This is a genomic window from Candidatus Culexmicrobium sp. (assembly GCF_058356305.1).
On record NZ_JBTVBB010000012.1, the window covers coordinates 132,021 to 157,411 of the forward strand.

28 protein-coding genes and 1 pseudogene are annotated in these 25,391 nt (G+C 34.2%); 13 read left to right on the plus strand and 16 right to left on the minus strand.

Annotated elements, in window-relative coordinates; all coding sequences use genetic code 11:
- Positions 1-4: 4 nt before the first annotated feature.
- Both ACW8TM_RS03025 and ACW8TM_RS03030 read right to left on the minus strand, forming a co-directional pair.
- On the minus strand, positions 5-763 hold the full coding sequence (locus ACW8TM_RS03025; RefSeq protein WP_491531797.1) for an ABC transporter ATP-binding protein: 759 nt from the start codon (positions 761-763) through the stop codon (positions 5-7).
- Between the two features lie 101 nt (positions 764-864).
- On the minus strand, positions 865-2,223 hold the full coding sequence (locus ACW8TM_RS03030; protein ID WP_491531798.1) for an ABC transporter substrate-binding protein: 1,359 nt from the start codon (positions 2,221-2,223) through the stop codon (positions 865-867).
- 238 nt (positions 2,224-2,461) lie between these two features.
- Here ACW8TM_RS03030 and ACW8TM_RS03035 point away from each other — a divergent pair, with 238 nt between their 5' ends.
- Both ACW8TM_RS03035 and ACW8TM_RS03040 read left to right on the plus strand, forming a co-directional pair.
- Complete coding sequence (locus ACW8TM_RS03035; protein WP_491531799.1) at positions 2,462-3,394, plus strand: branched-chain amino acid ABC transporter permease; 933 nt, start codon at positions 2,462-2,464, stop codon at positions 3,392-3,394.
- Positions 3,394-4,470, plus strand: coding sequence for a branched-chain amino acid ABC transporter permease (locus tag ACW8TM_RS03040; protein WP_491531800.1), 1,077 nt, complete (start codon positions 3,394-3,396; stop codon positions 4,468-4,470). The genes ACW8TM_RS03035 and ACW8TM_RS03040 overlap by 1 nt, the downstream gene beginning before the upstream one ends.
- Before the next feature lie 136 nt (positions 4,471-4,606).
- On the opposite strand, the gene ACW8TM_RS03045 is transcribed toward ACW8TM_RS03040, so the two are convergent.
- Positions 4,607-4,972, minus strand: a complete 366-nt coding sequence (locus ACW8TM_RS03045) for a hypothetical protein (RefSeq protein WP_491531801.1) — start codon at positions 4,970-4,972, stop codon at positions 4,607-4,609.
- Between the two features lie 105 nt (positions 4,973-5,077).
- Here ACW8TM_RS03045 and trpS point away from each other — a divergent pair, with 105 nt between their 5' ends.
- Complete coding sequence (gene trpS, locus ACW8TM_RS03050; protein WP_491531802.1) at positions 5,078-6,169, plus strand: tryptophan--tRNA ligase; 1,092 nt, start codon at positions 5,078-5,080, stop codon at positions 6,167-6,169.
- A gap of 15 nt (positions 6,170-6,184) precedes the next feature.
- Here trpS and ACW8TM_RS03055 read toward each other — a convergent pair whose 3' ends face one another.
- The gene (locus ACW8TM_RS03055) at positions 6,185-6,808 is read right to left on the minus strand and encodes a LysE family transporter (protein WP_491531803.1); all 624 of its coding nucleotides are present in this window, start codon (positions 6,806-6,808) and stop codon (positions 6,185-6,187) included.
- A 69-nt stretch (positions 6,809-6,877) separates the two neighbouring features.
- On the opposite strand from ACW8TM_RS03055, the gene ACW8TM_RS03060 reads away from it, so the two are divergent.
- Together ACW8TM_RS03060 and ACW8TM_RS03065 are read left to right on the plus strand one after the other, a co-directional pair.
- Complete coding sequence (locus ACW8TM_RS03060; protein ID WP_491531804.1) at positions 6,878-7,423, plus strand: ribonuclease H-like domain-containing protein; 546 nt, start codon at positions 6,878-6,880, stop codon at positions 7,421-7,423.
- Positions 7,424-7,458: 35 nt separating this feature from the next.
- Positions 7,459-7,638 carry a hypothetical protein gene (locus ACW8TM_RS03065; RefSeq protein ID WP_491531805.1) on the plus strand — a complete coding sequence of 60 codons (180 nt, stop codon included), beginning with the start codon at positions 7,459-7,461 and terminating at the stop codon, positions 7,636-7,638.
- On the opposite strand, the gene ACW8TM_RS03070 is transcribed toward ACW8TM_RS03065, so the two are convergent.
- The 3 genes from ACW8TM_RS03070 to ACW8TM_RS03080 are packed head-to-tail and all read right to left on the minus strand — an operon-like array spanning position 7,628 to position 9,107.
- Positions 7,628-8,095, minus strand: coding sequence for a hypothetical protein (locus ACW8TM_RS03070; RefSeq protein ID WP_491531806.1), 468 nt, complete (start codon positions 8,093-8,095; stop codon positions 7,628-7,630). The genes ACW8TM_RS03065 and ACW8TM_RS03070 overlap by 11 nt on opposite strands.
- Positions 8,092-8,802, minus strand: coding sequence for a hypothetical protein (locus tag ACW8TM_RS03075; RefSeq protein WP_491531807.1), 711 nt, complete (start codon positions 8,800-8,802; stop codon positions 8,092-8,094). Before ACW8TM_RS03075 ends, ACW8TM_RS03070 begins: the two co-directional genes overlap by 4 nt.
- Complete coding sequence (locus ACW8TM_RS03080; RefSeq protein WP_491531808.1) at positions 8,799-9,107, minus strand: hypothetical protein; 309 nt, start codon at positions 9,105-9,107, stop codon at positions 8,799-8,801. Before ACW8TM_RS03080 ends, ACW8TM_RS03075 begins: the two co-directional genes overlap by 4 nt.
- Positions 9,108-9,258: 151 nt before the next feature.
- On the opposite strand from ACW8TM_RS03080, the gene ACW8TM_RS03085 reads away from it, so the two are divergent.
- Positions 9,259-10,266, plus strand: coding sequence for a DHH family phosphoesterase (locus ACW8TM_RS03085; RefSeq protein ID WP_491531809.1), 1,008 nt, complete (start codon positions 9,259-9,261; stop codon positions 10,264-10,266).
- A gap of 40 nt (positions 10,267-10,306) precedes the next feature.
- On the opposite strand, the gene ACW8TM_RS03090 is transcribed toward ACW8TM_RS03085, so the two are convergent.
- The 3 genes and pseudogenes from ACW8TM_RS03090 to ACW8TM_RS03100 all read right to left on the minus strand — a co-directional run bounded on the left by ACW8TM_RS03090 (position 10,307) and on the right by ACW8TM_RS03100 (position 11,144).
- Positions 10,307-10,474: a double zinc ribbon domain-containing protein gene (locus tag ACW8TM_RS03090; protein ID WP_491531810.1), complete on the minus strand. Its 168-nt coding sequence runs from the start codon at positions 10,472-10,474 to the stop codon at positions 10,307-10,309.
- An 87-nt stretch (positions 10,475-10,561) separates the two neighbouring features.
- Positions 10,562-10,846, minus strand: a pseudogene (locus tag ACW8TM_RS03095) (hypothetical protein); the annotation flags it as partial.
- Positions 10,794-11,144, minus strand: coding sequence for a hypothetical protein (locus ACW8TM_RS03100; protein ID WP_491531811.1), 351 nt, complete (start codon positions 11,142-11,144; stop codon positions 10,794-10,796). The pseudogene ACW8TM_RS03095 and the gene ACW8TM_RS03100, both read right to left, overlap by 53 nt.
- Before the next feature lie 138 nt (positions 11,145-11,282).
- On the opposite strand from ACW8TM_RS03100, the gene arcC reads away from it, so the two are divergent.
- From arcC to ACW8TM_RS03120, 4 genes are read left to right on the plus strand one after another with little or no spacing between them, the layout of a single operon-like run.
- On the plus strand, positions 11,283-12,236 hold the full coding sequence (gene arcC / locus ACW8TM_RS03105; RefSeq protein WP_491531812.1) for a carbamate kinase: 954 nt from the start codon (positions 11,283-11,285) through the stop codon (positions 12,234-12,236).
- A 5-nt stretch (positions 12,237-12,241) separates the two neighbouring features.
- Positions 12,242-12,760, plus strand: a complete 519-nt coding sequence (locus tag ACW8TM_RS03110) for a MogA/MoaB family molybdenum cofactor biosynthesis protein (protein WP_491531813.1) — start codon at positions 12,242-12,244, stop codon at positions 12,758-12,760.
- Positions 12,760-13,170 (plus strand): toprim domain-containing protein, encoded by a 411-nt coding sequence (locus tag ACW8TM_RS03115; protein ID WP_491531814.1) that lies wholly within the window; start codon positions 12,760-12,762, stop codon positions 13,168-13,170. Before ACW8TM_RS03110 ends, ACW8TM_RS03115 begins: the two co-directional genes overlap by 1 nt.
- A 56-nt stretch (positions 13,171-13,226) precedes the next feature.
- Positions 13,227-14,396, plus strand: coding sequence for a DUF763 domain-containing protein (locus ACW8TM_RS03120; RefSeq protein WP_491531815.1), 1,170 nt, complete (start codon positions 13,227-13,229; stop codon positions 14,394-14,396).
- Between the two features lie 6 nt (positions 14,397-14,402).
- Here the strand turns inward: ACW8TM_RS03120 and ACW8TM_RS03125 are convergent, their stop codons facing one another.
- The 4 genes from ACW8TM_RS03125 to ACW8TM_RS03140 form a co-directional block, all read right to left on the minus strand.
- Positions 14,403-15,506 (minus strand): DmpA family aminopeptidase, encoded by a 1,104-nt coding sequence (locus tag ACW8TM_RS03125; RefSeq protein WP_491531816.1) that lies wholly within the window; start codon positions 15,504-15,506, stop codon positions 14,403-14,405.
- A 34-nt stretch (positions 15,507-15,540) separates the two neighbouring features.
- Entirely contained in the window at positions 15,541-15,819 is a 279-nt protein-coding gene (locus tag ACW8TM_RS03130; RefSeq protein ID WP_491531817.1) for a DUF211 domain-containing protein, read from the minus strand.
- A gap of 12 nt (positions 15,820-15,831) precedes the next feature.
- On the minus strand, positions 15,832-16,470 hold the full coding sequence (locus ACW8TM_RS03135; protein ID WP_491531818.1) for a VIT1/CCC1 transporter family protein: 639 nt from the start codon (positions 16,468-16,470) through the stop codon (positions 15,832-15,834).
- A gap of 92 nt (positions 16,471-16,562) precedes the next feature.
- Positions 16,563-18,164: a glutamate synthase-related protein gene (locus ACW8TM_RS03140; RefSeq protein WP_491531819.1), complete on the minus strand. Its 1,602-nt coding sequence runs from the start codon at positions 18,162-18,164 to the stop codon at positions 16,563-16,565.
- A 224-nt stretch (positions 18,165-18,388) separates the two neighbouring features.
- Here ACW8TM_RS03140 and ACW8TM_RS03145 point away from each other — a divergent pair, with 224 nt between their 5' ends.
- Positions 18,389-19,717, plus strand: a complete 1,329-nt coding sequence (locus tag ACW8TM_RS03145) for a hypothetical protein (protein WP_491531820.1) — start codon at positions 18,389-18,391, stop codon at positions 19,715-19,717.
- Here ACW8TM_RS03145 and ACW8TM_RS03150 read toward each other — a convergent pair.
- A complete protein-coding gene (locus ACW8TM_RS03150; RefSeq protein WP_491531821.1) occupies positions 19,709-21,064 on the minus strand; it encodes an acetyl ornithine aminotransferase family protein in 1,356 nt (451 codons plus the stop codon). The genes ACW8TM_RS03145 and ACW8TM_RS03150 overlap by 9 nt on opposite strands.
- A 50-nt stretch (positions 21,065-21,114) precedes the next feature.
- Positions 21,115-22,725 carry an amidohydrolase gene (locus ACW8TM_RS03155; RefSeq protein ID WP_491531822.1) on the minus strand — a complete coding sequence of 537 codons (1,611 nt, stop codon included), beginning with the start codon at positions 22,723-22,725 and terminating at the stop codon, positions 21,115-21,117.
- 91 nt (positions 22,726-22,816) lie between these two features.
- Here ACW8TM_RS03155 and dapF point away from each other — a divergent pair, with 91 nt between their 5' ends.
- Both dapF and ACW8TM_RS03165 read left to right on the plus strand, forming a co-directional pair.
- Entirely contained in the window at positions 22,817-23,674 is an 858-nt protein-coding gene (gene dapF, locus ACW8TM_RS03160; RefSeq protein WP_491531823.1) for a diaminopimelate epimerase, read from the plus strand.
- Between the two features lie 38 nt (positions 23,675-23,712).
- Positions 23,713-25,296 carry an ABC transporter substrate-binding protein gene (locus ACW8TM_RS03165; RefSeq protein WP_491531824.1) on the plus strand — a complete coding sequence of 528 codons (1,584 nt, stop codon included), beginning with the start codon at positions 23,713-23,715 and terminating at the stop codon, positions 25,294-25,296.
- Positions 25,297-25,391: the final 95 nt, after the last annotated feature.

Here is a 25,391-nt window from a genome sequence, read left to right on the forward strand (position 1 = left end):
TGTTTCACCCTAAATATGACTCAATAACTTTAGGATCATTTAACACTTTATTTGGATCACCTTTTGATATAACTTTTCCAGCTGCCATTGCATAAACATAGTCAACATATTTTACAGCTATATCTAATCTATGTTCAATTATTACAAAGGTTAATCCCAGTTTGCTTCTTAATTCCAATATGTGTTCAAAAATTTCGTGTGCTAAAACGGGATTTATACTTCCAGCAGGCTCATCCATTAAAACTGTTTTGGGATTAGTCATGAGCGCCTTGCCTATTTCTAAAAGTTTTAGTTGACCTCCACTCAACTCATATGCAGGCCGATTCCACAAATGATCTAGATTTAGGAATGTTAGAATTTCAAAGGCTTTTTCAACTGCTTCAAGTTCATTTTTTAACCATTTACCCTTGAAAAGAGACCACAAAACATTTTCACCTGGATTATTATAATAGCTAACCAGTAGGTTTTCAAGAACTGTTAATCTGAGAAAGGGCATTGGCACTTGGAAAGTTCTCACTAAGCCCTTCTTTACAATTTCATGTGGAGGTTTACCAGTTATATCCTCATTTTTATAGATAACTTTACCTGTATCAGGCTTGTAGATACCAGTAATACAATTAATTAAAGTAGTTTTCCCACTTCCATTTGGACCTATAATTAAAGTTATTTTCTCTTCTTCAAAGCCCATATCGACATCGTCAACAGCTCTCAACGCTCCAAAACACTTTGTCAATGAAGATACTTTGAGAATATTGCTGGGCAATTTTTCACCTATTGTGAATTTAGAGAATCTTTAACTTATAAAATTAATTATAAAATTTAATCAGACAATAAATAAAAATATGAAGTTTAGGCTCAATATACTTAGAATGGCTTTGGTAATGGTATTGGTATCAACCATTCAACTGTATCAGTGATAGATCTATAAACGCCCACGACTGCCCAAGTAATTTCAATTAACTGATCATTAACTGTAACATTATACCATTGACCCATAGTCTTTAGATTCCATTGCTCCGCCTCTTGTCTTGTGACAATACCCCATATGTTGTAATCAGCTAATGCTCTATCTCCGGCTTCATTTAAAGCAGTCCAACCACTTACACCGAAGTAGGAGGCAGCAACCTTCGGAAGTATTTTTCTGACAATCTCAGTGTCAGTTGTTCCAGCTTCAATAATTGCCTTAGCGATTATCCAAATACTATCATATAAGTAGCATTGATATGCTGCAGGGACATATCCAACAGTCTTGGTGAACCACTCAGCAAACTCATTATAGGCTGCAGATTCTGTTGGTCCAACATAAGTTGAGGGATGTCTAGTAATTATTGCAGGATATGGTTGCTCTTCTAATAGCCTGGTAGATCTTACATAGCCATCATTTCCAAACCACATTACACTCATTAAAGCGGGATAATCTGAAGCTGTAGCTTGCATTGTTACAATTTCTTCAAAGCCAATGACTTCGACTGCTACTTTATCAGCTCCATATTGTTGTATGGCTGCTTCAACAGCAGCGTTGGCTTGTTCTATTTCAGACGAAAACTCTGTTTTTTCAGGATCATACTCAATATAGAAAATTATTTCTCCTCCAAGCTCTTCGAATCTATCTTTAAAGGCTTCGTATAATCCCTTCCCCCAAGTATCTCCCCTTTGAATTACTGCTACATACTTAATACCATAATCAATTAGCATTCTAGCCATAGCTTTACCTTGAAATCTATCGTCAGTGGGCAATCTAAATAAGAAGTCATCGGGGATAGCTAGTAGTGGTGATGTTGAGCCATCACTTACACATATAATTTTCTGTTCATTAGCGTATTCTAGAACAGTTTTACAATGGCTACTCCATCTTAACCCAACTATAAATTTGACTCCCCTTGCATGTAGATCTTGAATTAATTGTAATGCTTTTGGAGCAGAGCCCTCAGCACATTCGATGTAAATATCAAACTTAACATCTAATCCAGCATCTTTAAGATAATTATTCACATCCTCTATAGCCTTTTTAGCTACTGGTTCTTCCCATTCCATTCCTGCTACAGAAGCACCAATTAAGCCGATATATATTGTTTTTCCAGCCAATGGATGGACTGGTACTTCCTTTATAATTTCCTTTGGAACTTCTTTTACGGGAGCGGTATAGTATCCTAGTGGATAACCTATTATGAGGCCGACAATTAGTGCACCTAACAAGACGGCATAAAATTTTGTACCTTCCATAATTTATTCACCTAGAAGCAACTGTCAGAGAATAAATATGATCTAATAATTTTATAAGCCTTACTAAGGAATTATTTACCTACGTTAAAAACATCTTTACTAATTTAACATTTAATAAAAAGTTACTTTGAAATAGATAAACACAGAATATGATAAAACATGTATTTGATTTTAGCTTTCTAAGAAGAGTTAGTTATACTTTTATACATGTCCATTACCTATTTATACTGGTGTTTGAATGATTCCACCTATATTTAGAGACGCATTAGTCTATGCAAATCTAATTCTAATGCTCACAATAGGCTTCACAACAACATACTTAACAGCTAAAATACCTAATTTTGCCCATGGAACCTTTGCTGGTATAGGAATTTACGTAACATTTTATATTGTTAAAATTTTAAGAATAAATCCATATATTGCATGTCCAATAGCCTTCGCATTAGGAGCTACAATAAGCGTATTCCTATATGTGGTTGTTATAGGAACTTTGAAAAAATTTGGAGCCACACCCATCTCTCTAACCATATCCACTATAGCACTACAAATAATTATTAGTGCAGTGATAAACATTTATGCGGATTGGATAAGAACTGTAACTGGAGTTTATTCAAGAGTCTTTCTGTTGAGATATGCAGATTTAAAATTTTTCAATTTGCCAGGAGTTTTAATAATGTCTACTTTACTCATAGTTTCATTAATAACAATAATTCATTTAATTCTAACAAAAACAAAGTTTGGAATAGCAATGAGAGCCACCGTTGAGAATCCAGCACTTGCATCAATGTTTGGAATAAATGTTGAATTTGTTTCAACAGTTTCATGGGCTATAACGGGAGGTCTAGCAGGATTAGCAGGTAGTCTATTTCCTCTATGGTTCCAGAGCAGTCCCGGAACAGGAAACATGTTGATGACCAGTGTTTTCGCAGCAAGTGTACTAGGTGGAATTCAAAGCATTTATGGAGCGATGATTGGAGGTTATGTTGTGGGATTAGGGGAGGTTCTAGGAACATCTTTTCTGTCTAAGATATTAGGCCCATGGGTTGCGGCGTATAGAACCTTAATTCCATTAACTATACTTTCGATAGTACTTTTAATTTCACCTCAAGGAATTCTAGGACTAATTGAGACAATTCAACTGAAAAGAGCTGTTCGTAGGGAGAGGAAATAATGGAACTCGGAGCCATAATAAAATGGGCTTTAGATATAGCTGCATTTATTGCAGTTTACTTAATTGTAGTTGTTAGCCTAAACTTCCAATATGGATATACAGGAATACCTAACTTCGGATTAGCATATTCAGTTGCGGGTGGAGCCTATGTTACAGGAGCATTAGCTGGAAGACTAGCAATGTGGTGCTATGGTGTCGGTGCAGGACTTGACTATATCGATGAAAACTCATTTATAATATCAATGGTAAATGAGAGAATTGCACATGATCCTGTTGGCGGAATACTTCTATTTTTGACAGTAATACTTCTTGTAATTTCAATAAATGCATTTCTAGGTTTTATTGCAGCTTACCCTGCCATTAGACTTAGGGCGGATTACTTAATAATGACATTGATTGCAATGGCAGAAGCCATCAGAGTTATAGGGTTAAGATACTATCCACTAGTTGGTGGAACCTATTGGGTTCATGTACCAGACTTTTTCGCCTGGGCAGGTCCAATAAGAACATATGTGGTTATAGGGATAATGATTGGTACTGCAGCCTTCATGTTTCTACTTATCCAAATGTTCTCAACATCACCTTTCGGAAGACTGATAAGAGCTGTAAGAGAAAATGAAATAACAGCAGAAGCACTTGGAAAGGATGTTGTAAGATTAAAAATTAAAGTAATAGTTATAGGAGCTGTAATTGCATCAATTGCAGGCTTTATGTGGTCACTTTATACTGAAGTAGTACTTTCAGCAGCATATACAAGAGCTGATTGGACATTTTGGCCATGGTTAATGTTAATGATAGGCGGTAAAGGAAATAATGTGGGAGCAGCTATAGGAACAATAGTAATCATGGTTGTAAGGAGACTTATAACATACTATAAACATGATATAGAAGAGTTTATACCATTCTCTGTAATTTGGCTTGAACAAATAATGCTAGGTTTACTGTTAATATTCATAATAATGTTCAGACCTCAGGGACTAATACCTGAAAAGCCAACAAAAGTTAGAGGAATAAAAGATTATGGAAAAATACTTGAAAAAGTAAAAAAGCTAAGAGAATTGAAAAATAAACAATAAACATATTTTTATTCCAATTAATCTAGTAGTAATCTGGAATATTTATACAGCCATTTAAACTAGAATCTAATTGAAGATAATAGAAGTAGACCTAAATTCTCTTCTAATAAAAGGTATTAAGGATAACACTATAATACTATGTTTTCTGAGTAGTACGCTCCTTTAACCATTTAGCTATCTCTCTAAGCATAGGATTGAATGAAACATTAATTATTGGAATTTCAAGGGCATCAACCCTAATATTTGGCCTATATTCCGGCATTACCGTGTACGATAGAGATAACCAATAAATTCGTCCATTCAACAATTCATCTACAAGTCTATTTGTTGTCGGAGGAAGAGGGGAAGGAATAAATAATATTCCTTCTGCCCACATTAACAATCGTGTTTGCCCCATTTTCATCAAAACTTTCAAATTATCTACTAGAAAGTCAATACTGGGATAAAAAACACACTCTGAAATAACTATTTCCTTAATCGGTTTATACACGATCTTCACCATAAAGACACCACATACTTCTAGTGACTGAAAATATTTAAAGTTAGAATAAAACGATAAATTTAAGTTGAGTGGTGAAATAATAGCTTTGAGGTGCCTAATTCATGGGTGGTCACGTTTGGTGAGGCGGAAATATTAGAGAAACAGGCTGACTACATCAAGTTGATAAGAGAATTTGGGGCAAAGCCATTTTCTCAAGAAATCATTAGAGCTATAGGAGAGAAACATAAACTTATTGAAATGGGATTTTTCTTTGCACATAGAGATTTCGATAAATATTTAGCTATATTTGAAAGTGGGAAACAAGTTGCAATAGTATCTGGTAGAGGACCATCCAACTATATTCATCTTGGCCATCTAATAATATTCGACTTCATTAGATGGTTGCAATCAGAGTTAAATGCTCAAGTCTACATCCCATTATCAGATGATGAAAAATATGTATTCAACAAGGTTGCAACATTAGAAGAAGCCCATAAATATGCTATAGATAATGCACTAGATATCGCAGCACTAGGATATAATCCCAAAAAGACGCATATGTACATCTCTTCAAAAACCGTATGGGTTTACGAAATGTCACTGAAATTGTCAAGACACTTAACATATAGCACTGTTAAAGCAACCTTCGGATTGACAGATAGTGTCAATCCAGGGATAATATTTTACGCCGCAGTACAGGCAGCCCACATATTAATGCCAACGATAGAGTATAATTATCCTGTAGTTGTTCCAATTGGAATGGACCAAGATCCATATATGAGGCTAACAAGAGATATTGCAGCAAAAATAAAGGTATTCAAACCAGCATCAATATACTCTAAATATTTAAGAGGCCTTACAGGAGAACCGATGTCTGCATCTCAACCTGAAACATGCATATTCATTAATGACACTCCTAAGGTGATTAAGAAAAAAGTGTGGAATGCACTTACAGGTGGAAGAGCAACAATAAAAGAGCAAAGAGAATTAGGAGGAGAACCTGAAAAATGTGTTGTTTACGAATGGCTAATGGTATATGAATTTAAAGATGTAAGAGAAGCCTTAGAACATAAGATGAAATGTACTATGGGGGAACTAATATGCGGTACATGTAAAGAAAAACTTTACAATGCATTAATTAGCTTCATTCGAAAACATCAAAAAAGAAAGAAAATGATAAGAAATAAAATCCAAGACTACTTCGACCATGAAATATGACATGCAGTTTCCTCATTAATAGAAGAGAGTAGCAATGGAGGTAAAAATAAAATAAAATGCAAAGGTAAACATTATTAAAGCTAAAATAAACAAAATCAATCTATAAATGTTCTCACTCACCAATTCTTTACCTTTAAATGCTAAATGGCAGAGAAAGATAAGCCAAGCATAATCCATCCATACATGTGAAACATACATTATAATCAGTCCAAGGAAAGAGGCATACACTAGTGCGTCGAGAATTAATTTCAATCCCACAGTAGACCACCATAAAATAAAATACGGATTGAATGCCGATAAAAAGAAGCCTATACCAATTGAACTCCTCTCACTACCAGTTACTTCAAATAAATTAGCAGATTTAACTGTCTTCAATTGAAGAAATCCAAATATAAGTAAAATTAACCCGCCAATTAGACCAATAATGGACTTGACATATTCAATAGTTAATACTTGAGCAATACCAAAGGCAATTGCAAGAACTAATGAAAACTCAGCAAATGTATGACCAATAGATATAAGCAAACCAGCCCTCCAGCCATCATCTAAACCTTTTCGAATAGCAGCGGCTGTTAATGGTCCTGGAGAAAGAGCCCCTGTTGAAGTTATCAAAATAACTTCAAGTATAAATGATTCCAACTATAAATTCACCTCAAACTAAAAAGTTAAGAATAAACCCTTCCTTAAAACATTTATGGAGGCTATATAATGAAGATTGCATTTCTAGATATTGAGTCAACAAGCTTAACAGCTGAAAGCGGTTTCATAGTTGGTTTTGGGTTAATGTATGAAGATGGAACTTGGATCCATGAATTCTTAGAAGGAGGTGTAATAGAAGGTGAAAAGGAAATTTTAATAAAACTTTTAGATGCCATATCAGATGTTGACACTATTATAACGTGGTTTGGAGAAGGATTCGATATACCTATGATTATTTCTAGATGTCTAGTCCATAGAATAGACCCCACGAAAATACTATTAAAGGAGCATATTGACTTATGTACATACGCTAGGAAAGTATTAAGACTGGGAGATTATAGCTTAGATTCCGTGGCAAAATTCTTCAATATACCCAAAAAAGTAGAATTAAAGGGAAAGGACATGCCTCCAATATATATGAAAGCGATCTCAGGAGATATAGAAGCACTAAAACTCATCGAAGAACACTGCTATGATGATTTAAATGCACTAAGAAGAGTATATGAAGTTATGCGGAAGATAGTCAACGCACTTAGAGAAAAAGAAAATCTATGAATATAACCTAGATGTAAATCATTTTGGAGATTAAAATGAGAGATAGAGGAGGAGAAGAATTTAAATTCCTGCTGATAATTGGAACATTAACAGCAGTTTTCGGAGGTATTCTACTTGCTGCAGATGTAGATGGAGGAATAATTTTAGTGATAATAGGTGTCTTTGGAACCGCAATAGCAGCTACAAGAAGACTTAGTAAAGGCCTTAGAAGGTAGGGAAAAAACCAGCTTCATGTCGAATTAAATCAAATGCTTTAGCTATAGAATCTAATAAAAATGTACAGAACCAAATCATAATTAGAAGTGAAATATCAATAGTAATGCTGATTCCCTCATATTGTGCTGAAATTCTACCAAAATTCAACAGAGTAAATGCATAAACCATAAAGTATGAAGCAACACTTCTACCAACCATAAAGCCAAGCCATGAACCAGCAAGTAGAGCAGAAACACAGCTTAAAATAATAAAGACTATCAGGGGTATTACTTCAATTGTAGGTGAAGGTAAATAAAGTAATGATTCGCCCAGTTCAGGGTAAACCGAAGGTAAAGTTTGCTTCAAAAGCATATACAGGTAACTTGGAACAATAAAATATAGTACATAATTAAAAGCTCCTGATAAAACACCAGATATCAACCTCCTAATAATAACTGAAAAATAATGCTTACTCATCCCTTTAACCTCCAACTATAAATTCTAATTAACCCCTTAGCCGTAGATAAATAGAGATCTACCTTACTCAAGTTCTCCAAATATTCATATTCTACATACCATTTAAGCACAATAGTCTCACCAGCACTTATAGGTGGAGAAATAGCTATCCTATCAACCTCAACATCACCAGCTATTATAACTGCAACAACTCTAACATTTATTTCTGCAACAGAAATAATACGCCCTAAAACTAGAGCATGTGTACTGTTATGCTCACTAACAAATATTTCTATAGCTCTTGGAAAAACATCTATTTTGAAATAGTCTCTTGGAGTAATAGTAACTGAAAAAGGCAATATTTTAGCATAGCTACCAGCAATGGTCATAATTGCAGAGATATTTTTACCTATAGAGTTAATGTTAAGAGTAGAGGGAATATTAATTACGTTTAATCCTCTTTCCAAAACTACTGACTTAGATGAAAATTGAAATCCATCCAGCTTCATTTTTACTTGGAAACCATATATTGGGTACATACCATCATAGGAAAAATTCAAAAATAAATTAAAATACAAATTTTCATCATCAATCTCTAAACCTTTAATAGTTAGAGAAACACCCATCGAAGATAAGTCACTAGCCATAAAATATAGGACAAATGCTGTGGCACCTAAAGAAGTTAAAATGAGAAGAGAAGAAATAGCTCTTAATGTTGAGCTAATCATACTTGCTCCCCACTGAGAGTCTCCGCATACTCTTCCTCTTCAGCAGGCTTAACGGTAATCAGACCTATACCTTTAGATAAAAGTAAACTTCCAATAGCCACCATAACTGCGATCCATATAAGTTTGGGTAAAATCATTGCTACAACTCGTAATAGAGCAGTAAAAACCTCTAAGATATCACCACCAACACTCAACGGTACTTCACTATAAACATATGCATTATACGCTAGTCCAAAAGAAACCAATAGCAAAGCTAAACCAATAATAAAAAGTAATAAACCAAGTTTTCTAGACTCAGTTATCAAAGAAGATCACCGCTATAAAATGAGAAAATAAAAATTTAAATTTTGCTAAAAACTAACATGAAAACATTACATCTAAATGTAAAGCTAATGTAATGAGAAATAATAATAGAAAGAATACCTATTACTCGAATGTAAGAGGATGTAGATAAAAGTGAATATACTAAAAAACATAATTGTAAACTTAGTAATACAATTAAGGAAACCTAAATTTTTAATTATTACTCATAAGGATACTGATGGAATCGCATGTGCATCGATATTAATACGTTACATAAAACATAAGCTTAATAATGACAATTACATGGTAATCTTTTCAGGACCATCAGATCTACCAAAACTTTTAGAAACATTAAAAGTTAAAAATAAGCGTATATTCATATGTGATATTTCTCCCAATGTAAACAAAGAGAATATTATTTTAAAAGCATTATTGAAATTAAAGAAATATGGAAATATTGTTGAATGGATAGATCATCATTATTGGAGAGAGGAATTTATAAAGAAAATTAACTCTAAAGTTTCAAGATTAATTGTAAGTAATGCTCCAAGCACAGCTAGACTAATATTTCAAGAGTACATGCCTGACGATGAAGTCTCCTTAAGAATTATGAAGTTTGGAGATGATGCAGATACTTTGAGTGATAATTTTAAAGAGACAATTGCATATAGAATACTTCTCTTCATCAATTCAAAATGGAGAAAATACTTGATGAATAAATTTGTTAAGGGAGTTTTCTGGGATAAAGAAATTGAAACATCCTTCAAGAAACATTTAGATAAAATAGACTTAATAATACAAGAAGTAATAAATAAAAGTAAGATATTGAAAACTAAGAGCGGTAAAAAGTTTACTCTAATAAATTTAAGAGGAGTAAACTATCCTAAAAGTTGGATAGCTGAAAAAGTAGCAGAGAAATTAAATGTAGACTTCATAGTTGTTATGAGAAAAATAAATGCAATATCAATTTACAGCAGAAAAAATTCAGATGTAAACTTGCTCCCAATAGCTTTACATTATGGTGGAGGAGGACATCGATTTGCCTGTGGATTTAAAATAAAAGTCTCAATAAAAAGCACTATTGCAACTATCATATTTGGGAGAAGATACATACCTAAAGAAGCATTAGAAGTTGTTGAAAAAGTGGTAAGTGAAATCTGATAAGGTGATGATATTATCATAATCTAGAAAAATATGGGAGTTAAGATTTAATAGGTTGAGCAGAACCACATTCACTGCAGAATTTAGCCACACTTGGAATTATTGCTCCACAATTTTTACAAACTTTTACATCAATACCTGACGGTGGTTCCCTTCCACAAACAGGACAAACATCAGCATAAAGCGGCTTTCTAGCTCCACAATGCATACAATATCTCACCTTTTCCTTGAAAATCACGGTGGTACTTGCACTCTTCAGATTACTTGAGGATGCTGATATTTTGGCCAAGCCAGCTTCAGTTGAAGACGTTAATGTAATATTAATAGAGCTTTTACCTTTAGGTATTATAACTGTCTGTGGAGCACTTATTTTACCTAAAGTTGTATTAAGATTTACCTTTATATCTGAATTAGCAGGTGTCGATTCTCCTTTTTCATTTACCAATTCTATCTTTATATTAGACCTTGACTTTCCATCAGCTAAAATTTCTGTTGGGCTGGCAGTAATTTTGAATTTGAGTTTATGTTCACTTGGTATTGGAGGATTTTTGAGAGGATCTTTTAAATATAAATAAAGCAGTTAAGGCTCCAATTCCAATTAACACTACTGCCATAGAAATTCCAATATTGTAAGTATATCTATATGTGAAAAAAGCTAGTGAAACCAATGTTATAAAAGCACCATTCGAAAGCCAATAAGTTAAATCTCTACCTAAAACAAAGCCATAAATTAATGTCCAGACACCTATTAAAGTTAATAGTCCAGCGAATAATAGTAAAATATCCATTAAAACACCAGTTGAAAAGAGAACTAGGGATAATCCTAGGTAGAGGAAGAGAAGAGCAACTGCAACTTGTCCGTAACTAATCTTAACCACACTACATCACCAATCCTTTATACTAATTTATTATTAGGTTAGCATTCATAATTTATTCATTATGCTTCACATAGTAAAGAATATAGTCTCAATTTAACAATTAGATTAATGTCAATACTATTTATGGTGGTTGATCAGTTGGTAAAGAGAATTTTAGTGGCCTTAGGAGGAAACGCCATTAAACAGGCTCATGAAAGAGGAACAGTGGAAGAACAGCTTAGAAATGTTAAAAGAACATGCACACATTTAATAAAGCTAATAAAAATGGGATATGAGCTTATAATAACTCATGGAAACGGACCTCAAGTTGGAAATTTAATGATACAGCAAGAAGCATCCAAACAAAGAATTCCACCTCAACCTTTAGATGTACTTGGTGCAATGACTCAAGGTCAAATCGGTTATATGTTGCAACAAACATTACAAAACATGCTTAAAAAAGAAGGAATAAATAAGCAAGTTGTAACGGTAGTAACTCAAGTTCTAGTTAGAAAGAATGATCCTGACTTTAAAAATCCAAGCAAACCAGTAGGACCATTTTTTACTAAGGAAGAAGTAGAGCAATTAAAGCTTAAGGAACGAGGATATACCATCAAAAAGGTTAAACCAAGTGGTAGAAAGACTTTTAGAGTAGTTGTTCCATCCCCTGACCCTATAAAAATTATTGAAGGAGAAGCAATTAAGAAGATGGTTGAAGCAGGAATGATAGTAATAGCATGCGGTGGAGGAGGAATACCAGTAATCTTAAAAAATGGGGAGTTAAAGGGTATAGAGGCAGTAATTGATAAAGACTTAGCTAGTGAGAAGCTAGCAGAGGTAGTAGAGGCAAGCATCCTTTTAATCTTAACAGATATTGATAAAGTGAGATTAAATTACGGAAAACCAGATGAAAAGCCAATTGATAAGATGACTGTCAGTGAAGCAAGAAAATACTTAAAAGAGGGGCATTTTCTTCCGGGAAGTATGGAGCCAAAAGTAGTTGCATGTATAAGGTTTATTGAATGGGGAGGAGAAAAAGCAATAATTGCAGCCTTAGATCAGGCACTAGAGGCTTTAATAGGAGACGCTGGAACACATATCTATAGAGGTTAACTGAAATGAGTAGGGAACATAAAGAAAAAGCATTAAAGAAAGTAACCTTTAAAATAGTAGTTGTAAGTAGCTCAAGGTATGAGAAGAAAGTTAAAGGAAACAGTATAATTGATAAATCTGGTGAACTTGCAATTGAAATGATAAAGCAATATGGATACAATGTCAGAGACAAAATAATAATTCCAGATGACGTAGAAGTAATCAGCTCAGAAATAGATAGGGCAGTAAAGGAAGTTGACGCAATAATTCTGATAGGTGGAACAGGAATTGGAGTAAAGGACTATACATATGAAGTAGTAAAGAAAAAAGTTGAAAAGGAAATCATAGGTTTTGGAGAAATATTTAGACTTCTAAGCTACAGAGAGATTGGAAGCTCTGCAATTTTATCTAGAGCATTCGCAGGAGTTCTTAATGGAAAACTTATAGCATGTATACCGGGATCAACAAAAGCAGTAAAACTAGCCCTCGAAAAAATATTACTTCCTGAAATAGGCCACATACTCTTACATGCGAGGAAGGGATAATGCACAAAAACAAATCAAAATATGAACTCATGAAAAAAATTGAAGAACTAATAGAAGAATTAAACTATAATGTTGATCTAGTTATTGTAGAAGGAATGCATGATGAAAAAGCCCTTAGAAGATTTGGATTTAAAAAGAAAGTACTAAGGTTTAGCAATTCAAGAAAACCATTTTACTTATTTGTAGAAGATATAGTTGAGAAGTATCAGGGAAGAAAAATAGCAATTTTACTCGATTATGATAGAGAAGGAGAAGTAATATCAAAGAAACTTGAAAATCAATTAGAAGAAAGAGGAATAAAAATTGAAAGACATTGGAGAAGGATGCTTGGAAAATTAATGTCTAGGGAAAGATTGACATCAATTGAAGAGTTAACCGCCCTAAAACGTAAGGCGATATACCGAGTTTAATATCAAAGTTCAACAAGAAATATTAGATTATAACTTCGATGATTATATGGGGAAGAATGAAATTCAAGGGCACAGCAGAACTACCATTACACTATGGCTCTGTACCAAGATGGCTATTTAAAAGAATGGTTAAACTTGCAGAAGCCATCGCAATAATATTTATTGAAAATTTTGGAGAAGAGAAACTTATCGAAAGACTTGCAAATCCACTCTGGTTTCAAGCATTCAGCAATGTACTTGGATTCGATTGGCATTCATCAGGATCAACAACAGTTACTTGTGGAGTTTTAAGAGAAGTGTTGAATAGAAAAAATATTGGAATATATGTTGCTGGAGGAAAAGGAAGAAAAGGATTGTCAACACCAATAGAGATAAATCAACTAATGAGAAAACTAGATTTAAGTAAAGAAGAAAGTGAGAAATTAATTAAGACAAGCAAACTTGTAGCTAAAATCGACAATTCAGCCATACAAGATGGTTATTCAATTTATCACCACGCAATGATAATATCAAAGAATAGATCCTGGACTATTATTCAGCAAGGTATGAATGTAAATGAAAATATGGCTAGAAGATATCACTGGCTTTCAAAAAAGATAAAAAGTTACATTGAAGATCCCCATAATGCAATTGTAGATATAAAAACGAGAAACATTGTACTGAATTTAGTGGCGAAGGAAAGTAGAAAGTGTCAAGAAACAATACTGGAAATAGTTGATTCAGGTAAAGAAAAAATAAGAAGAGATCTTGGAGAAATAAGAAGATATCTAAGAAAAAGCTATCCCATAACTAAATGGTTAAACATTAACATCGAATCAAAGAATAAAAGAATAATTCACTATAAGCCACTAGAAGAAGTAAAAGTAAATTGGAAAGCTTTAGATCAAATATGTAGGATAAAACCAAGAGACTTTGAAGAATTACTACTCTTCCGAGGAGTTGGACCAGCAACACTCAGAGCATTAGCATTAATCTCAGAGCTAATATATGAGGAACCTCCATCCAAAAAAGATCCAGTTACACATATATATGATCCAATAAAATGGTCATATACTGTTGGAGGGAAAGATGGAATACCCTATCCCATAAACCGTAGACATTATGACAACGTAATTCTAGAGTTGAATAACATTATAAATGAAATGAAAATAAGAGAAAAAGAAAAACTTAGAGCATTTGAAAGGTTGAGATTAATTTCTAAGAAATGGAATGTTAAAGTAACTTAGGTTACACTATCTTTTTAATCGTCCATACTTAACCATGATTTCAATTAGAGAATCAATTGGTAAAGCATGTCTTATATGATTGTCTCTCCCATCCATAGTTACTGCCTTAAGAAGAGAGTTTATTATAGCCTCCTCTATAGCTTCACTTGTAGCCTTAAATAATGGAGATAACATTGAGTCAACAAGAAATTTTTGAGAATATATTTTGTCATCGGAATAATGTGGAATCTTAATCGTGGTTGAAAATGCAATCACAAAATCCCCACTTCCATGAGAAGAAAAGCTTCCAGTTCTAGCTAGACCATGAGTAGCTCTAATAGCTAATCTCCTCAATTGTCTATAAGTTAAAGGAGCATCAGTGGCAATAACCATTACTATTGAACCACCACTCTGGGGAATACTACTTCTCATATAATCCTTAAGTTCTAGGCCAACTGGAACACCAAGTATAGTTAAGTCTTCCCTTCGTCCAAAATTCGATAAAACTAATGCACCCACAGTATACCCACCAAATTTCGATGGAAGTTTTCTCGAAGCAGTTCCAATTCCACCCTTAAATTCAAAAGCAGACATTCCAGTTCCAGCTCCTATAGCACCCTCTTCAATCAAGTTAGATTTGGCAGTTTTAATAGCCTCAAAAACATGTTCATGTTTAACATGTCTTCCTCTAATGTCGTTCAAATAACTGTCATTACACTCAAGAACCACTGGATTAACAGAACCGGTAGTTACGCCAATATCAGGATTCAAATTTAACATATACTCTATAATGGCATCTGCTACAATACCTACATTGAGAGTATTTGTTAAAGCTATTGGAGTTTCTAACTGTCCCAGCTCATTCAACTGTATTAGGCCAACAGGTTTGCCAAAACCATTTATAACAATTGAAGCTGCCCTAACCTTTAACTTGAATAGATTACCATCATGAGGAAGTATTACAGTAACACCTGTTCTAACCGGCCCTTCACCTGGAATTAACTTTCCCTTTCCTCTTATAATAGTATAATGACCAACCTTAACTCCATGAACATCACATATACTATTATAAGGACCTGGTTCAAAAAACCCTACTCTCAATCCAAGATCCCTTAATCTGCATCTCTCCAATAACATTCACCAAAATACAAGTTGAGTTACAATACTATTTAGATTTGCCCTTATCCTTATAAACTTCAATTGCATCAATACTCCTAATAGCACAACCATACTCACTTATAGTTTCAATTAAATCCTCAAAATCAACATCATCACCAACAACAGTAATTGTAACTGTCTCAGTATTTGCATCTACTTCATTTACAACTATGGAAACATTATCAGCACCAAAAACTTCACATAGAGCCTTAGATAAATCTACAAGAGATATTTCCCTAGGCTTCAAAGAGTCAATAATTAATTTTTTAATTTTAACCTCACCCATTAACCTTCACCTCTAACTAAACAATATATGTAGGAGGAGGCCTAATAGGCCAGTAACTATTCCAGCTAAAGTGGTAGCTAGACTATAGAATATTATCCTTTCACCTGAAATCTTTCCTAGAAAGAGGCCTAAGACCAATAGTAATATAAGTATTGCTGCGATTGAAGAAACTAAAGCAGTCCAAGCATCAATTAGTCCATATATTGAAAAGACAAAGGGAATTAACGAAATGGTAGTAGACATGACTGGAGACATTGCGTCTATGATTGCAGCAGTTATAGCTGCAATTTTAGCAGCTCTATCAATAACAGAGTCGTCCAAATCTATTTGAAGAGCCTTCTCAAGTTCCTTAATTTTTCTTGATCGCTCAGCCTCCTCAGCTAAATAAGCACCGAAAAATCCAGACACGCCCATAGCTATTCCCGCACCTATTCCCGTTGCTAAAATTACTCTTGGAGATAACACTCCACCGATTAATGCACCTATTAGTACACCTAAAATTGTAACTGCACCATCGAATGCATTCATTACAAAGTATCTTCTTGCAATTTCACTTACACCTGAAACCTTCAAGTAGTACTTGAAGTTACCAGCTTTTTCTCCTATAAATTCCACAAGTGTTGAGGAAGCGGTATCCTCTTCTTCACCCAATTAAGAATTGACCTCCATAAATATCATCACTCTAAGGACTATTAAATATTGCGATTAGGAGGGTAATTAAAATAAAAAGAATGAATAGAAGTTTAATGTCCAAGTATTTCTTCAATAGCATCGGTGTCGCATTCTTCAATTAATGGTATCCCAGTTACCTTTGCTGCTCTCTCAGTTAAGGCCATCAAGTCATTTCTGTCAATATACTCCAGTTTCCATTTTCTACAACCAGCAACTAATTGCTTCAAAGCAAAGGCCATTTTATCAAAGTAGCTGTAAAGCCCAATGGCAGGTAATGGGATTTCCTTCCATTTATCACCATATTTTGCCTTTAAATCTGGGATATTTACGAAGAATCTGTATGGATCTTCACCGTACTTCTTCTTGAACCAGACTGGTAGCTTACCCTTCTCAGCAAGCTCTACAAAGTATCTGGCCTTCATTACTGCAGTTATTGGAGCTCTTGCCATTGAAATGGCTTTTACATATGGTCCTTGCCCAAAGTTACTTAGTGCAATAGCCTTGAATGCTTGGGTTTCATTCGAGAAGCCTCCTGCAATTGCAATGTCAGGTATGTACATGCCCTTCTTGTCCATAACTCTTAAACATTTCAGTACTATTGCTTCAAGATATACTGTTGGAACACCCATTTCCTGCATCATTGGAACTGGACTCATACCTGTACCACCGCCAGCACCATCAAAAGTTACATAGTTGACTTTAGCTTCAGAGGCAACCTTTAGGGTCCATGCAACAACTGCAGGTCGATATGCGCCGGTTTTCAAGCTAACATACTTTGCACCTTGCTCTCTAAGCCATTCAATATCTTCGACAAAATCCCTCATTTTTGGCATTCCCACTCTGCTATGTCTCTCAAATGACTTAATTATTCCATCTCTAAAAGCTTCCTGTACCACTGGATCTTCTGGATCTGGAATTACAATGTAACCTCTCTTCTTAAGCTCAATTGCCTTTTGAAGATCTCTAATTCTGACTTCTCCACCAATGGCCTTGGCACCTTGACCCCACTTTCTTTCAATACCATTTACTTCTAGCTTGCTTAGGACGTAAATGTCTACGCCTAAGCGCATATCTTCAACATTTGTCTGTACTAGTATATCTCCATACTTTCCATCCCAGAATTTTTTATATGTCTCGATTCTGTACTTCATGTCTACTGTGTCTATAACTTTGCCGTTACTGTCGAAGGTTGCATTCATATCCATTCCAACTACGTTTTCACCTACAGTCATTATTGTTCCTGAAATAGCTGTTCCTACTGCTAGTCCGTCCCAGTTATTCTTAGCTACTGCAGTGGAGCCTAAAGCTGCCACGAAGAATGGGACCTTTAATGGTATTCCTCCAATTTTGGTTTCAACAGATACATTTGGGAATATTGCTACATCAGGATCTTCTGCAATACCCCTTGCACCTCTAACTTCAGCTTGAATTTGAAGGTGAGACCAGTCTAAGCCATAGTCCTTGTTTGATGCAGCAGTACTCCATCCGAACCACTCTGGGGATGGATATACTAGTTCTTTGCCTCTAATTGCGGACATTCCTACTTCACATGGAAATGGACAGTCTTTGATACATAATGGACATAAACCGCTAAATGGGCTTAATTCTGCTAGAGGAACTCTAGTAGATGTTTCATTTGTAGGCTTTCTATTTCCATATCTTTCTGAAAGCATAACATCCCTCCACTTAAATATATTTTCTTAGGCAAGAAGCATTAGCTAAAGTTAAAGATATAAGGTTTACTAATAATTAGACACTAGGCATAGATTAAAAAATGGCCTCAAACAATTATCATAATTATAAAATTTAATTTTACAATTAATAAAAAATCAACAACATTATGCAAATAGATAGACAAATTTATCTCGAACAAATTAACGATATAAATTGGGTGATAATGACAGAGCATGACAAAATAATTGAAATTCTCCGAGGCTGTAAAGTCAAGTTTTATTTGATTAAAGGAAAATTATTTTTAGGGGATGAATTAGTTTACCCATTCAATAAAAACAATTTACCAATACAATGTCAGTTTATGGATAAAGAAAAAGGTCACGGATATGCATACACGAGTGGAAATAGATCCATAATAATTAGTCTTTCAGATAGAACTGTCTTTAAAGCTAAGGGAATTGGCATTCCAACTGGAAATTCAAGACCAATCTATGCTGATGATCAAATATATACATACTTTCTCGATCAAGCATACATCGGATGTGGACAATTAATTTGGGGATTCCTAACAATAGAAGAAGCAGAAAGAGAGTTTCACTGGATGAAGAAGGCATATGAAATGGGACTACCAACTACAAAGCCTATAGGATACGGAGTTTATGAAAATATCAAGACAATAACCTTCAGAAATAGATTTGAAATGTTTAAATTCTTAAAAAGTAAAGATATAAATGAAATATTAAAATACTTCAAAGACATTAGAGATTATAGAAAAGCTGCGTGCTTCTTCACTATTGGAAAAAGTGACATAAGAGTTGATGAAATTCTATATGGACTACTATTCCCAAGAATAGAAGAAATTCTTGACATAAAGGAATGTAAAGAATATTTAAGGTGGATTGGGTCGTCTTGTGGGTACAACCTAAAGCAACATCATAACAATAATATAATACATGGAACAATAATTAGAGAACCAGGCCTAATGACAAATTCTCATTTAGCCAATCATATAATTGACTTCGAAAAAACATGGATGACCGACTATCACATGACATATCAAATTAACAGTAAGAAGGATGAACGAATAAAAATGGAAGAATATTACTGTCTTTGGCATGTAATGAATCCATTGCCAGCAGCAATCCAAATGATTAGAGCTAGGAGAAGAAAAACACTCCTCAACTTACCTGAAATACATATGGAAATAGAACCTTACCCTGCATTTCAGACATGGGAGGAAATAATGCATTGGCATGCAGGAGTTTATAGGCCGAGAAACATTTATGAAGAATTTACTGAAGCATTAATTGATGGAATTGAGTATGGATATAATCGTGAGAGAATATTTGAAGTTGAGCGTAAATTAAAAAGAGAAATGCTAATTAAACTTGCAATTATTAAAAGAGAACTATGGAAAATGATTAATCTACCTGAAGGTATGCAGAGAGGAGTGGAAATTGTTATAGACGTATTAAAGCTCAAAAGCTTTAGCAATGATGAAATTAAGGAAAAAATAAATAGCATTAAGAAAAAGTTTGATGAATTACTGTAGCATTTCTTTCTCAATTTCCTTCAGTACTTCCTCCATTATATTTATTGCAGTTTCCATTAAATCAACAGTTATGGTTAGTGGAGGTGCAATTCTAATAGTCGACTTTCCAGCAGAAATTACTGCTAACCCCTTCTTAAAGCACCGCATTAAAAATTCACGCGTTTCATTAACAGCAGGCTCCTTACTCTCCTTATTTCGAACTAATTCAACTCCAATCATCAATCCTTTTCCTCTAACATCACCAATAATCTCCATTTTCTCCTTCATTTCAGTAAATCTTTTAATAGTGTATTCACCAACTTTAGTTGCATTATCTAAAAGTTTCTCTTCTTTAATAATGTCTATAACTGTACTAGCAACAACACATGAAACAGGATTTCCACCAAAGGTTGATGCATGGCTCCCCTTAGGTAAACTCATTATGTCTGCCTTACCAATTATAGCTCCAAGTGGAAGACCTGCAGCTACACCTTTAGCAACTGTAATTAGGTCAGGAGAAACATTCCAGTGTTCAATTGCAAACCATTTTCCAGTTCTACCCATACCTGCTTGAATTTCATCTGAAATCATTAATATTCCATATTTATCGCATAGCTTTCTAATTTTAGTCCAATACTTAGGTGGTGGGACAACATATCCACCTTCACCTTGAATTGGCTCAAATATTATGCAGCAAGTTTCATCTGATGGAACATACTTCTTAAAGTAGTATTCATCAATGAAATCTACACACCAATAATCACAATTTGGAAAATCTTGCTTCCATGGACATCTATAACAATATGGATATGGTACATGTTCAACGCATGGAAGTAGTGGAGAGAACCACTTTCTCTGTACTGGCTTACTTGAGGTTAATGCAACCGAGCCAAAAAGACGACCATGAAATGAGCCAATATAAGCTATAATGTAGGGCCTAGAACCTTTAAAGTAAGCTCTAGCAACTTTCAATGAACCCTCAACAGCTTCAGCACCACTATTACAGAAGAAAACTTTCTTATCAAAATTACCAGGAGTAATTTCAGTTAACTTCTTAGCTAAAACTACTGCTGGATTGTAGAGAAAATCTGTCAGCGAATAGTGAAGAAATGATTCGCACTGCCTCTTTATAGCCTCAATAACCTTTGGATGCCTATGACCCACAGAAATAACAGCTAATCCTGCATTTAAGTCTATATACCTATTCCCATCAACATCAGTTAAAATGCATCCCTCGGCTTTTTCAATTACTAGTGGATACCATCTAACAAAGGATTGCATCAAATATTTTTCATCTTCCTTCATGATTTCTCTAGCTTTAGGCCCTGGTGGCTCCACAATAATCTTAGGAGCATCATGTTTAGACAAGTAAATCCCCTAAAAAACATTAAGTTTAATGGTATAAAAGGTTTAGGAGACTATAGATTGGAGTAAAAAATTTCTCCGTTAATGATTGTTGCTAAAACTTGTATATCCCTAATTTTCTCATCAGATACACTTGTAATATCATCGGATAATACTACAAGATCTGCGAACTTTCCAATGGATATTGAGCCTTTAACATTTTCTTCAAAGCCTAGATATGCAGCATTAACAGTGAAAATTCTCAAAGCATCCATGGAAGTTAAACATTCTTCAGGGGTAAGCTTGTACAATGCAATATCCTCATATTTACCTCTAGTAACAGCCGAATATATCTGATATATGGGGTCTAAGGGGTCTACAGGACAATCTGAACCTCCACCAATATAAACACCCTCTCTCATAAAAGTCTTCAACGGATAGACCCATTTAGCTCTATGTACACCAACCCGATCAACTGCCCAAAAATCTGATATAATAAATCTCGGTTGAACAGCTGCAACCATTCCAATTTTCTTCATTTTTCTAATCAAGTCTAAATCAATTATTGATGCATGTTCGATTCGATGTCTATGATCAGATCTAGGATGCTTATTTAGGGCTTCCTCTACAGCATTAATTATCAATTCAATTGCCCGGTCACCTATACCATGTATTGCCAATTGGAGGCCAGCACTATGAACCTTCTCAACCAAATCTTTAAGCTCATCATATGACATTACTAGAATACCTCTATTATTGGGGTCCTTTGGATCATCAGCATAGGGTTCCCTTAAAGCTGCAGTTCTTGCACCCAAAGAACCATCAACTAGCAATTTAATACCATTAATCTTCAAAAAGTCGTCTCCAAATCCCTGCATAATACCTAGGTTTAAAATGTTATCCAGAAACTTACCGCTTATATAGAGGCACACTCGTAGCTTAAGTTTACCCTCTTGCCTTAGAATTTGTAGTAATTTAAATTCATTGGGTGTTGCTGAAACGAAATGAACAGTCGTTATGCCATGTCTTATCACCTCTTTACATGCTAGTTCAGCAACTCTTAATGATTCTTCAAGCGTAGGAGGAGGAATTTTCTCCCAAACTAAAGCCATTGCCCTCTCTCTTAAAATACCAGTAGGTTCTCCATTTTCATCTCTATCAATTTTCCCTCCTTCAGGGTCGAGTGTATCTCTAGTTATACCAGCAATCTCAAGAGCCTTTGAATTAACAACACAAATATGACCACAAACTCTTCTGAGCACAACTGGATTATTCGGTGCAACTTCATCTAGATCCCATCTACTTGGATATCTTTTTTCTACAAAATTCTCTTGATCCCAACCTCTACCTAAAATCCACTTCCCCGGAACAGTTTCCTCAACTTTCTTCTTTACTCTTTCTTTCAGCTCCTTGATTGACGCAACATTCCTCAAATCAATCCAGGTTAATGAAAAACCAAAACCAATCAAATGTATATGAGTGTCAATAAAACCAGGAACTACAGTTTTTCCCTTCAAATCAATTACTTTAGTGTCATTACCTATAAGCTCCTCAACTTGACTAGTTGAACCAACATAAATTATTCTACCATCCTTGATTGCAACAGCCTCAGCCCTTAGGTTACTCTCATCCATTGTAATGATATTCCCATTCAAAAGCACTAAATCAGCAAACAACCTAACCAAGAGAATACCTCCACAATAACTTTAACCTTCAAAAAATATAATCGTTAAGAAATTCATAGACAATTATGACATATGAATGTGTGGTGATAACTTGAAGTTAAAATTTGACTTCTATAAATATCATGGATGTGGAAATGACTTCATTATTATAGATGAATTAGAAAAACAGAAGATACCAGAAAAATTAAAAGGGAAAATTTCTAGCATTATTTGTAAAAGAAGATTCTCCATAGGAGCAGATGACGTTCTATATATTGTTCCATCAGAGAAAGCTGACGTATGGATGAGGATTTTTGAACCAGACGGAAGCGAAGCAGAAATGTGTGGGAACGGCATAAGGTGCGTTGCAAGCTACATCTGCGAAAAACTAGATAGAGAAAAAGTCAAAATTGAAACTAAATCAGGAGTAAAGGTTGTAGAGAAGCTTGGAGACAAATTTAAAGTAAATATGGGACAACTCTTAACAAAATATGGTGAATTAAAGGAATTCATAAAAATGAATCTACGAGAAGATGAAGAAATATTAAATAGGAAAACCATATTCCCACTTATCGGTGAGATTGAAATCTCAATAGTAAGTACAGGGGAACCTCACGCAATAATATTTGTTGAAGATGTAGATAAGGAAGATATTGAAAAATATGCTGAAGCTATATCTAAAAATAAATGGATTTTTCCAAGAGGAATAAGTGTAAATTTAGTTCAAGTATTAGGTAGAAATCACTTAAAAATAAGAACATATGAACGGGGAGTTTGGAATGAAACTTTAGCATGTGGAACAGGAGCAACAGCATCTGCAGCAGTCGCTTATCTTCTAAATAAAGTTTCTGAAAGAAAAATTAATGTTAAAGTTAAGGGAGGAGAATTACAAATATTAATTGACCAAGACCTATACATGATAGGACCAGCTCAAAAAATCTTCCATGGAAGAATAGAATTAGAAGTCTAAGAAAGGATATTAGGAGCCTTAAACAAAAGTAAACTTATATGAATATCACTAATGAAGAAAGAGAACTGTCATTCACAATAATAATTTCACTTATGATAATAACAGTAACAGCAATAGTATTAAGTTCATACACTTACTTTACATTGCTAAAAAAAGTGACAATAAGTAAGGATGAATTGATAATTACATGGACTGAAGATGCTCAAACCTTAGACCCATTAGTAGCCACTGATTTAAGATCGATAGAATTAATTTTAAACATATATGACAGACTAATAGATTATGAGAAAGTAAGAATAAATACTGGAAAAAACATGATTTCAATAACATTATTCAAGCCTTCTCTAGCAGAATCCTGGCAAATATTAGATGAAGGTAAAACATATATCTTCCATTTAAGAAGAAATGTAACATTTCATAATGGCGATCCAGTAACATCAAAAGCCGTCAAATACAGTCTAACAACGTCTTTATTAAGAAATCCTTTAATAAAAAACGACATAAAGGACATTAAAGAGATAGACAGATACACAATATCAATACAACTAAAAAAACCGTGTAATCTACTCCTACACTATCTTTCCCATTATACCTCAAGCATAGTCAATCCAAACCAAGTTAATGAGACAAGAGGAATAATAACCATAGACGCTGGAAGTGGACCATATAAGATAGTTTCATGGGAAAGAAATCAGAAAATAATACTAAGAGCTGTTGAAAACCACTATTTAAGACCAAAAATAAAGAAGATTGAAATCAGAATAATTGAGAAAATATCAATAATTGAAGCGATGATAAAAACAGGTGAAACACTTGGTCCAACTACATTTCCCAAAAAAGATATCGAATTAATGAAGAAAGACCCTAATATAAAAGCATTAGAATTCGAACCATACTCAGATGTAACATATATCGTCTTAAACTGCAAGTTATATCCTCTAAATTATACTGAAGTTAGACAAGCATTAGCATGGGCAACTCCAACAGAAAAAATAGTTGAGATGGTAATGGGAGAATATGTAATTCCAGCAAAAAGCATTCTTTCAAAAGGCATGTTCGGACATAATTCGGAAGTATGGAAGTATCAATATAACATATCAAAGGCGAAAGAATTATTGGCTAAAGTGGGATTAAGGGAAGGATTTAGAGTGACAGCCTACCTACCACCAGGGAAGAAACATCTTATACATATTCTGGCAATACTTCAAAAAGCTTGGAGTGAAATAGGAGTAGACTTAAGAATTAGAGAAACAAGTGAATCTTACTATAAAAGATTATTGGAAAATGAATGGATTCCAATAACCATATATGAATGGTCATCATCAATTCCTGAGCCAACACACCAGCTGAGATATATTGTGCATAGCAAGGGTGAGAGAAATTATGCTTACTATTCAAATCCAGAAATAGACGAGTTAATAGAAAAACTACACTATACAATCAATAATTATGAAAAATGGGAAATTCTAAATAAAATACAAGAAATAATAGCCGAAGAAGTACCATACATACCTCTGTATTATCCAAAGAATATCATATTCATACGTAAAAATCTCGAAGGATACGTCTACTACCCTGATAAGGCGACAAGATATTGGCTTTTAGAAATAGTAGAAAATTGAGAATAACTTTAATATAACATTAAATTTAAATGACTTTGCCTTAAAATCAAGAACAATAATGTAAAAGCTATTATAAGTATTCTAAAAAAGAACAA

What these genes read in the sequence shown, in the direction of transcription:
- ACW8TM_RS03075 (WP_491531807.1), bottom strand. Translation starts at nt 8,802, where the DNA reads ATGATTAGCTCAACATTAAGAGCTATTTCTTCTCTTCTCATTTTAACT.
- ACW8TM_RS03130 (WP_491531817.1), bottom strand. Translation starts at nt 15,819, where the DNA reads ATGGGTGAGGTTAAAATTAAAAAATTAATTATTGACTCTTTGAAGCCT.
- ACW8TM_RS03145 (WP_491531820.1), top strand. Translation starts at nt 18,389, where the DNA reads ATGACAGAGCATGACAAAATAATTGAAATTCTCCGAGGCTGTAAAGTC.
- ACW8TM_RS03090 (WP_491531810.1), bottom strand. Translation starts at nt 10,474, where the DNA reads ATGCATTGTGGAGCTAGAAAGCCGCTTTATGCTGATGTTTGTCCTGTT.
- ACW8TM_RS03035 (WP_491531799.1), top strand. Translation starts at nt 2,462, where the DNA reads ATGATTCCACCTATATTTAGAGACGCATTAGTCTATGCAAATCTAATT.
- ACW8TM_RS03065 (WP_491531805.1), top strand. Translation starts at nt 7,459, where the DNA reads ATGAGAGATAGAGGAGGAGAAGAATTTAAATTCCTGCTGATAATTGGA.
- ACW8TM_RS03070 (WP_491531806.1), bottom strand. Translation starts at nt 8,095, where the DNA reads ATGAGTAAGCATTATTTTTCAGTTATTATTAGGAGGTTGATATCTGGT.
- ACW8TM_RS03040 (WP_491531800.1), top strand. Translation starts at nt 3,394, where the DNA reads ATGGAACTCGGAGCCATAATAAAATGGGCTTTAGATATAGCTGCATTT.
- ACW8TM_RS03120 (WP_491531815.1), top strand. Translation starts at nt 13,227, where the DNA reads ATGAAATTCAAGGGCACAGCAGAACTACCATTACACTATGGCTCTGTA.
- ACW8TM_RS03115 (WP_491531814.1), top strand. Translation starts at nt 12,760, where the DNA reads ATGCACAAAAACAAATCAAAATATGAACTCATGAAAAAAATTGAAGAA.
- ACW8TM_RS03045 (WP_491531801.1), bottom strand. Translation starts at nt 4,972, where the DNA reads ATGGTGAAGATCGTGTATAAACCGATTAAGGAAATAGTTATTTCAGAG.
- ACW8TM_RS03140 (WP_491531819.1), bottom strand. Translation starts at nt 18,164, where the DNA reads ATGCTTTCAGAAAGATATGGAAATAGAAAGCCTACAAATGAAACATCT.
- ACW8TM_RS03110 (WP_491531813.1), top strand. Translation starts at nt 12,242, where the DNA reads ATGAGTAGGGAACATAAAGAAAAAGCATTAAAGAAAGTAACCTTTAAA.
- ACW8TM_RS03165 (WP_491531824.1), top strand. Translation starts at nt 23,713, where the DNA reads ATGAATATCACTAATGAAGAAAGAGAACTGTCATTCACAATAATAATT.
- ACW8TM_RS03060 (WP_491531804.1), top strand. Translation starts at nt 6,878, where the DNA reads ATGAAGATTGCATTTCTAGATATTGAGTCAACAAGCTTAACAGCTGAA.
- ACW8TM_RS03030 (WP_491531798.1), bottom strand. Translation starts at nt 2,223, where the DNA reads ATGGAAGGTACAAAATTTTATGCCGTCTTGTTAGGTGCACTAATTGTC.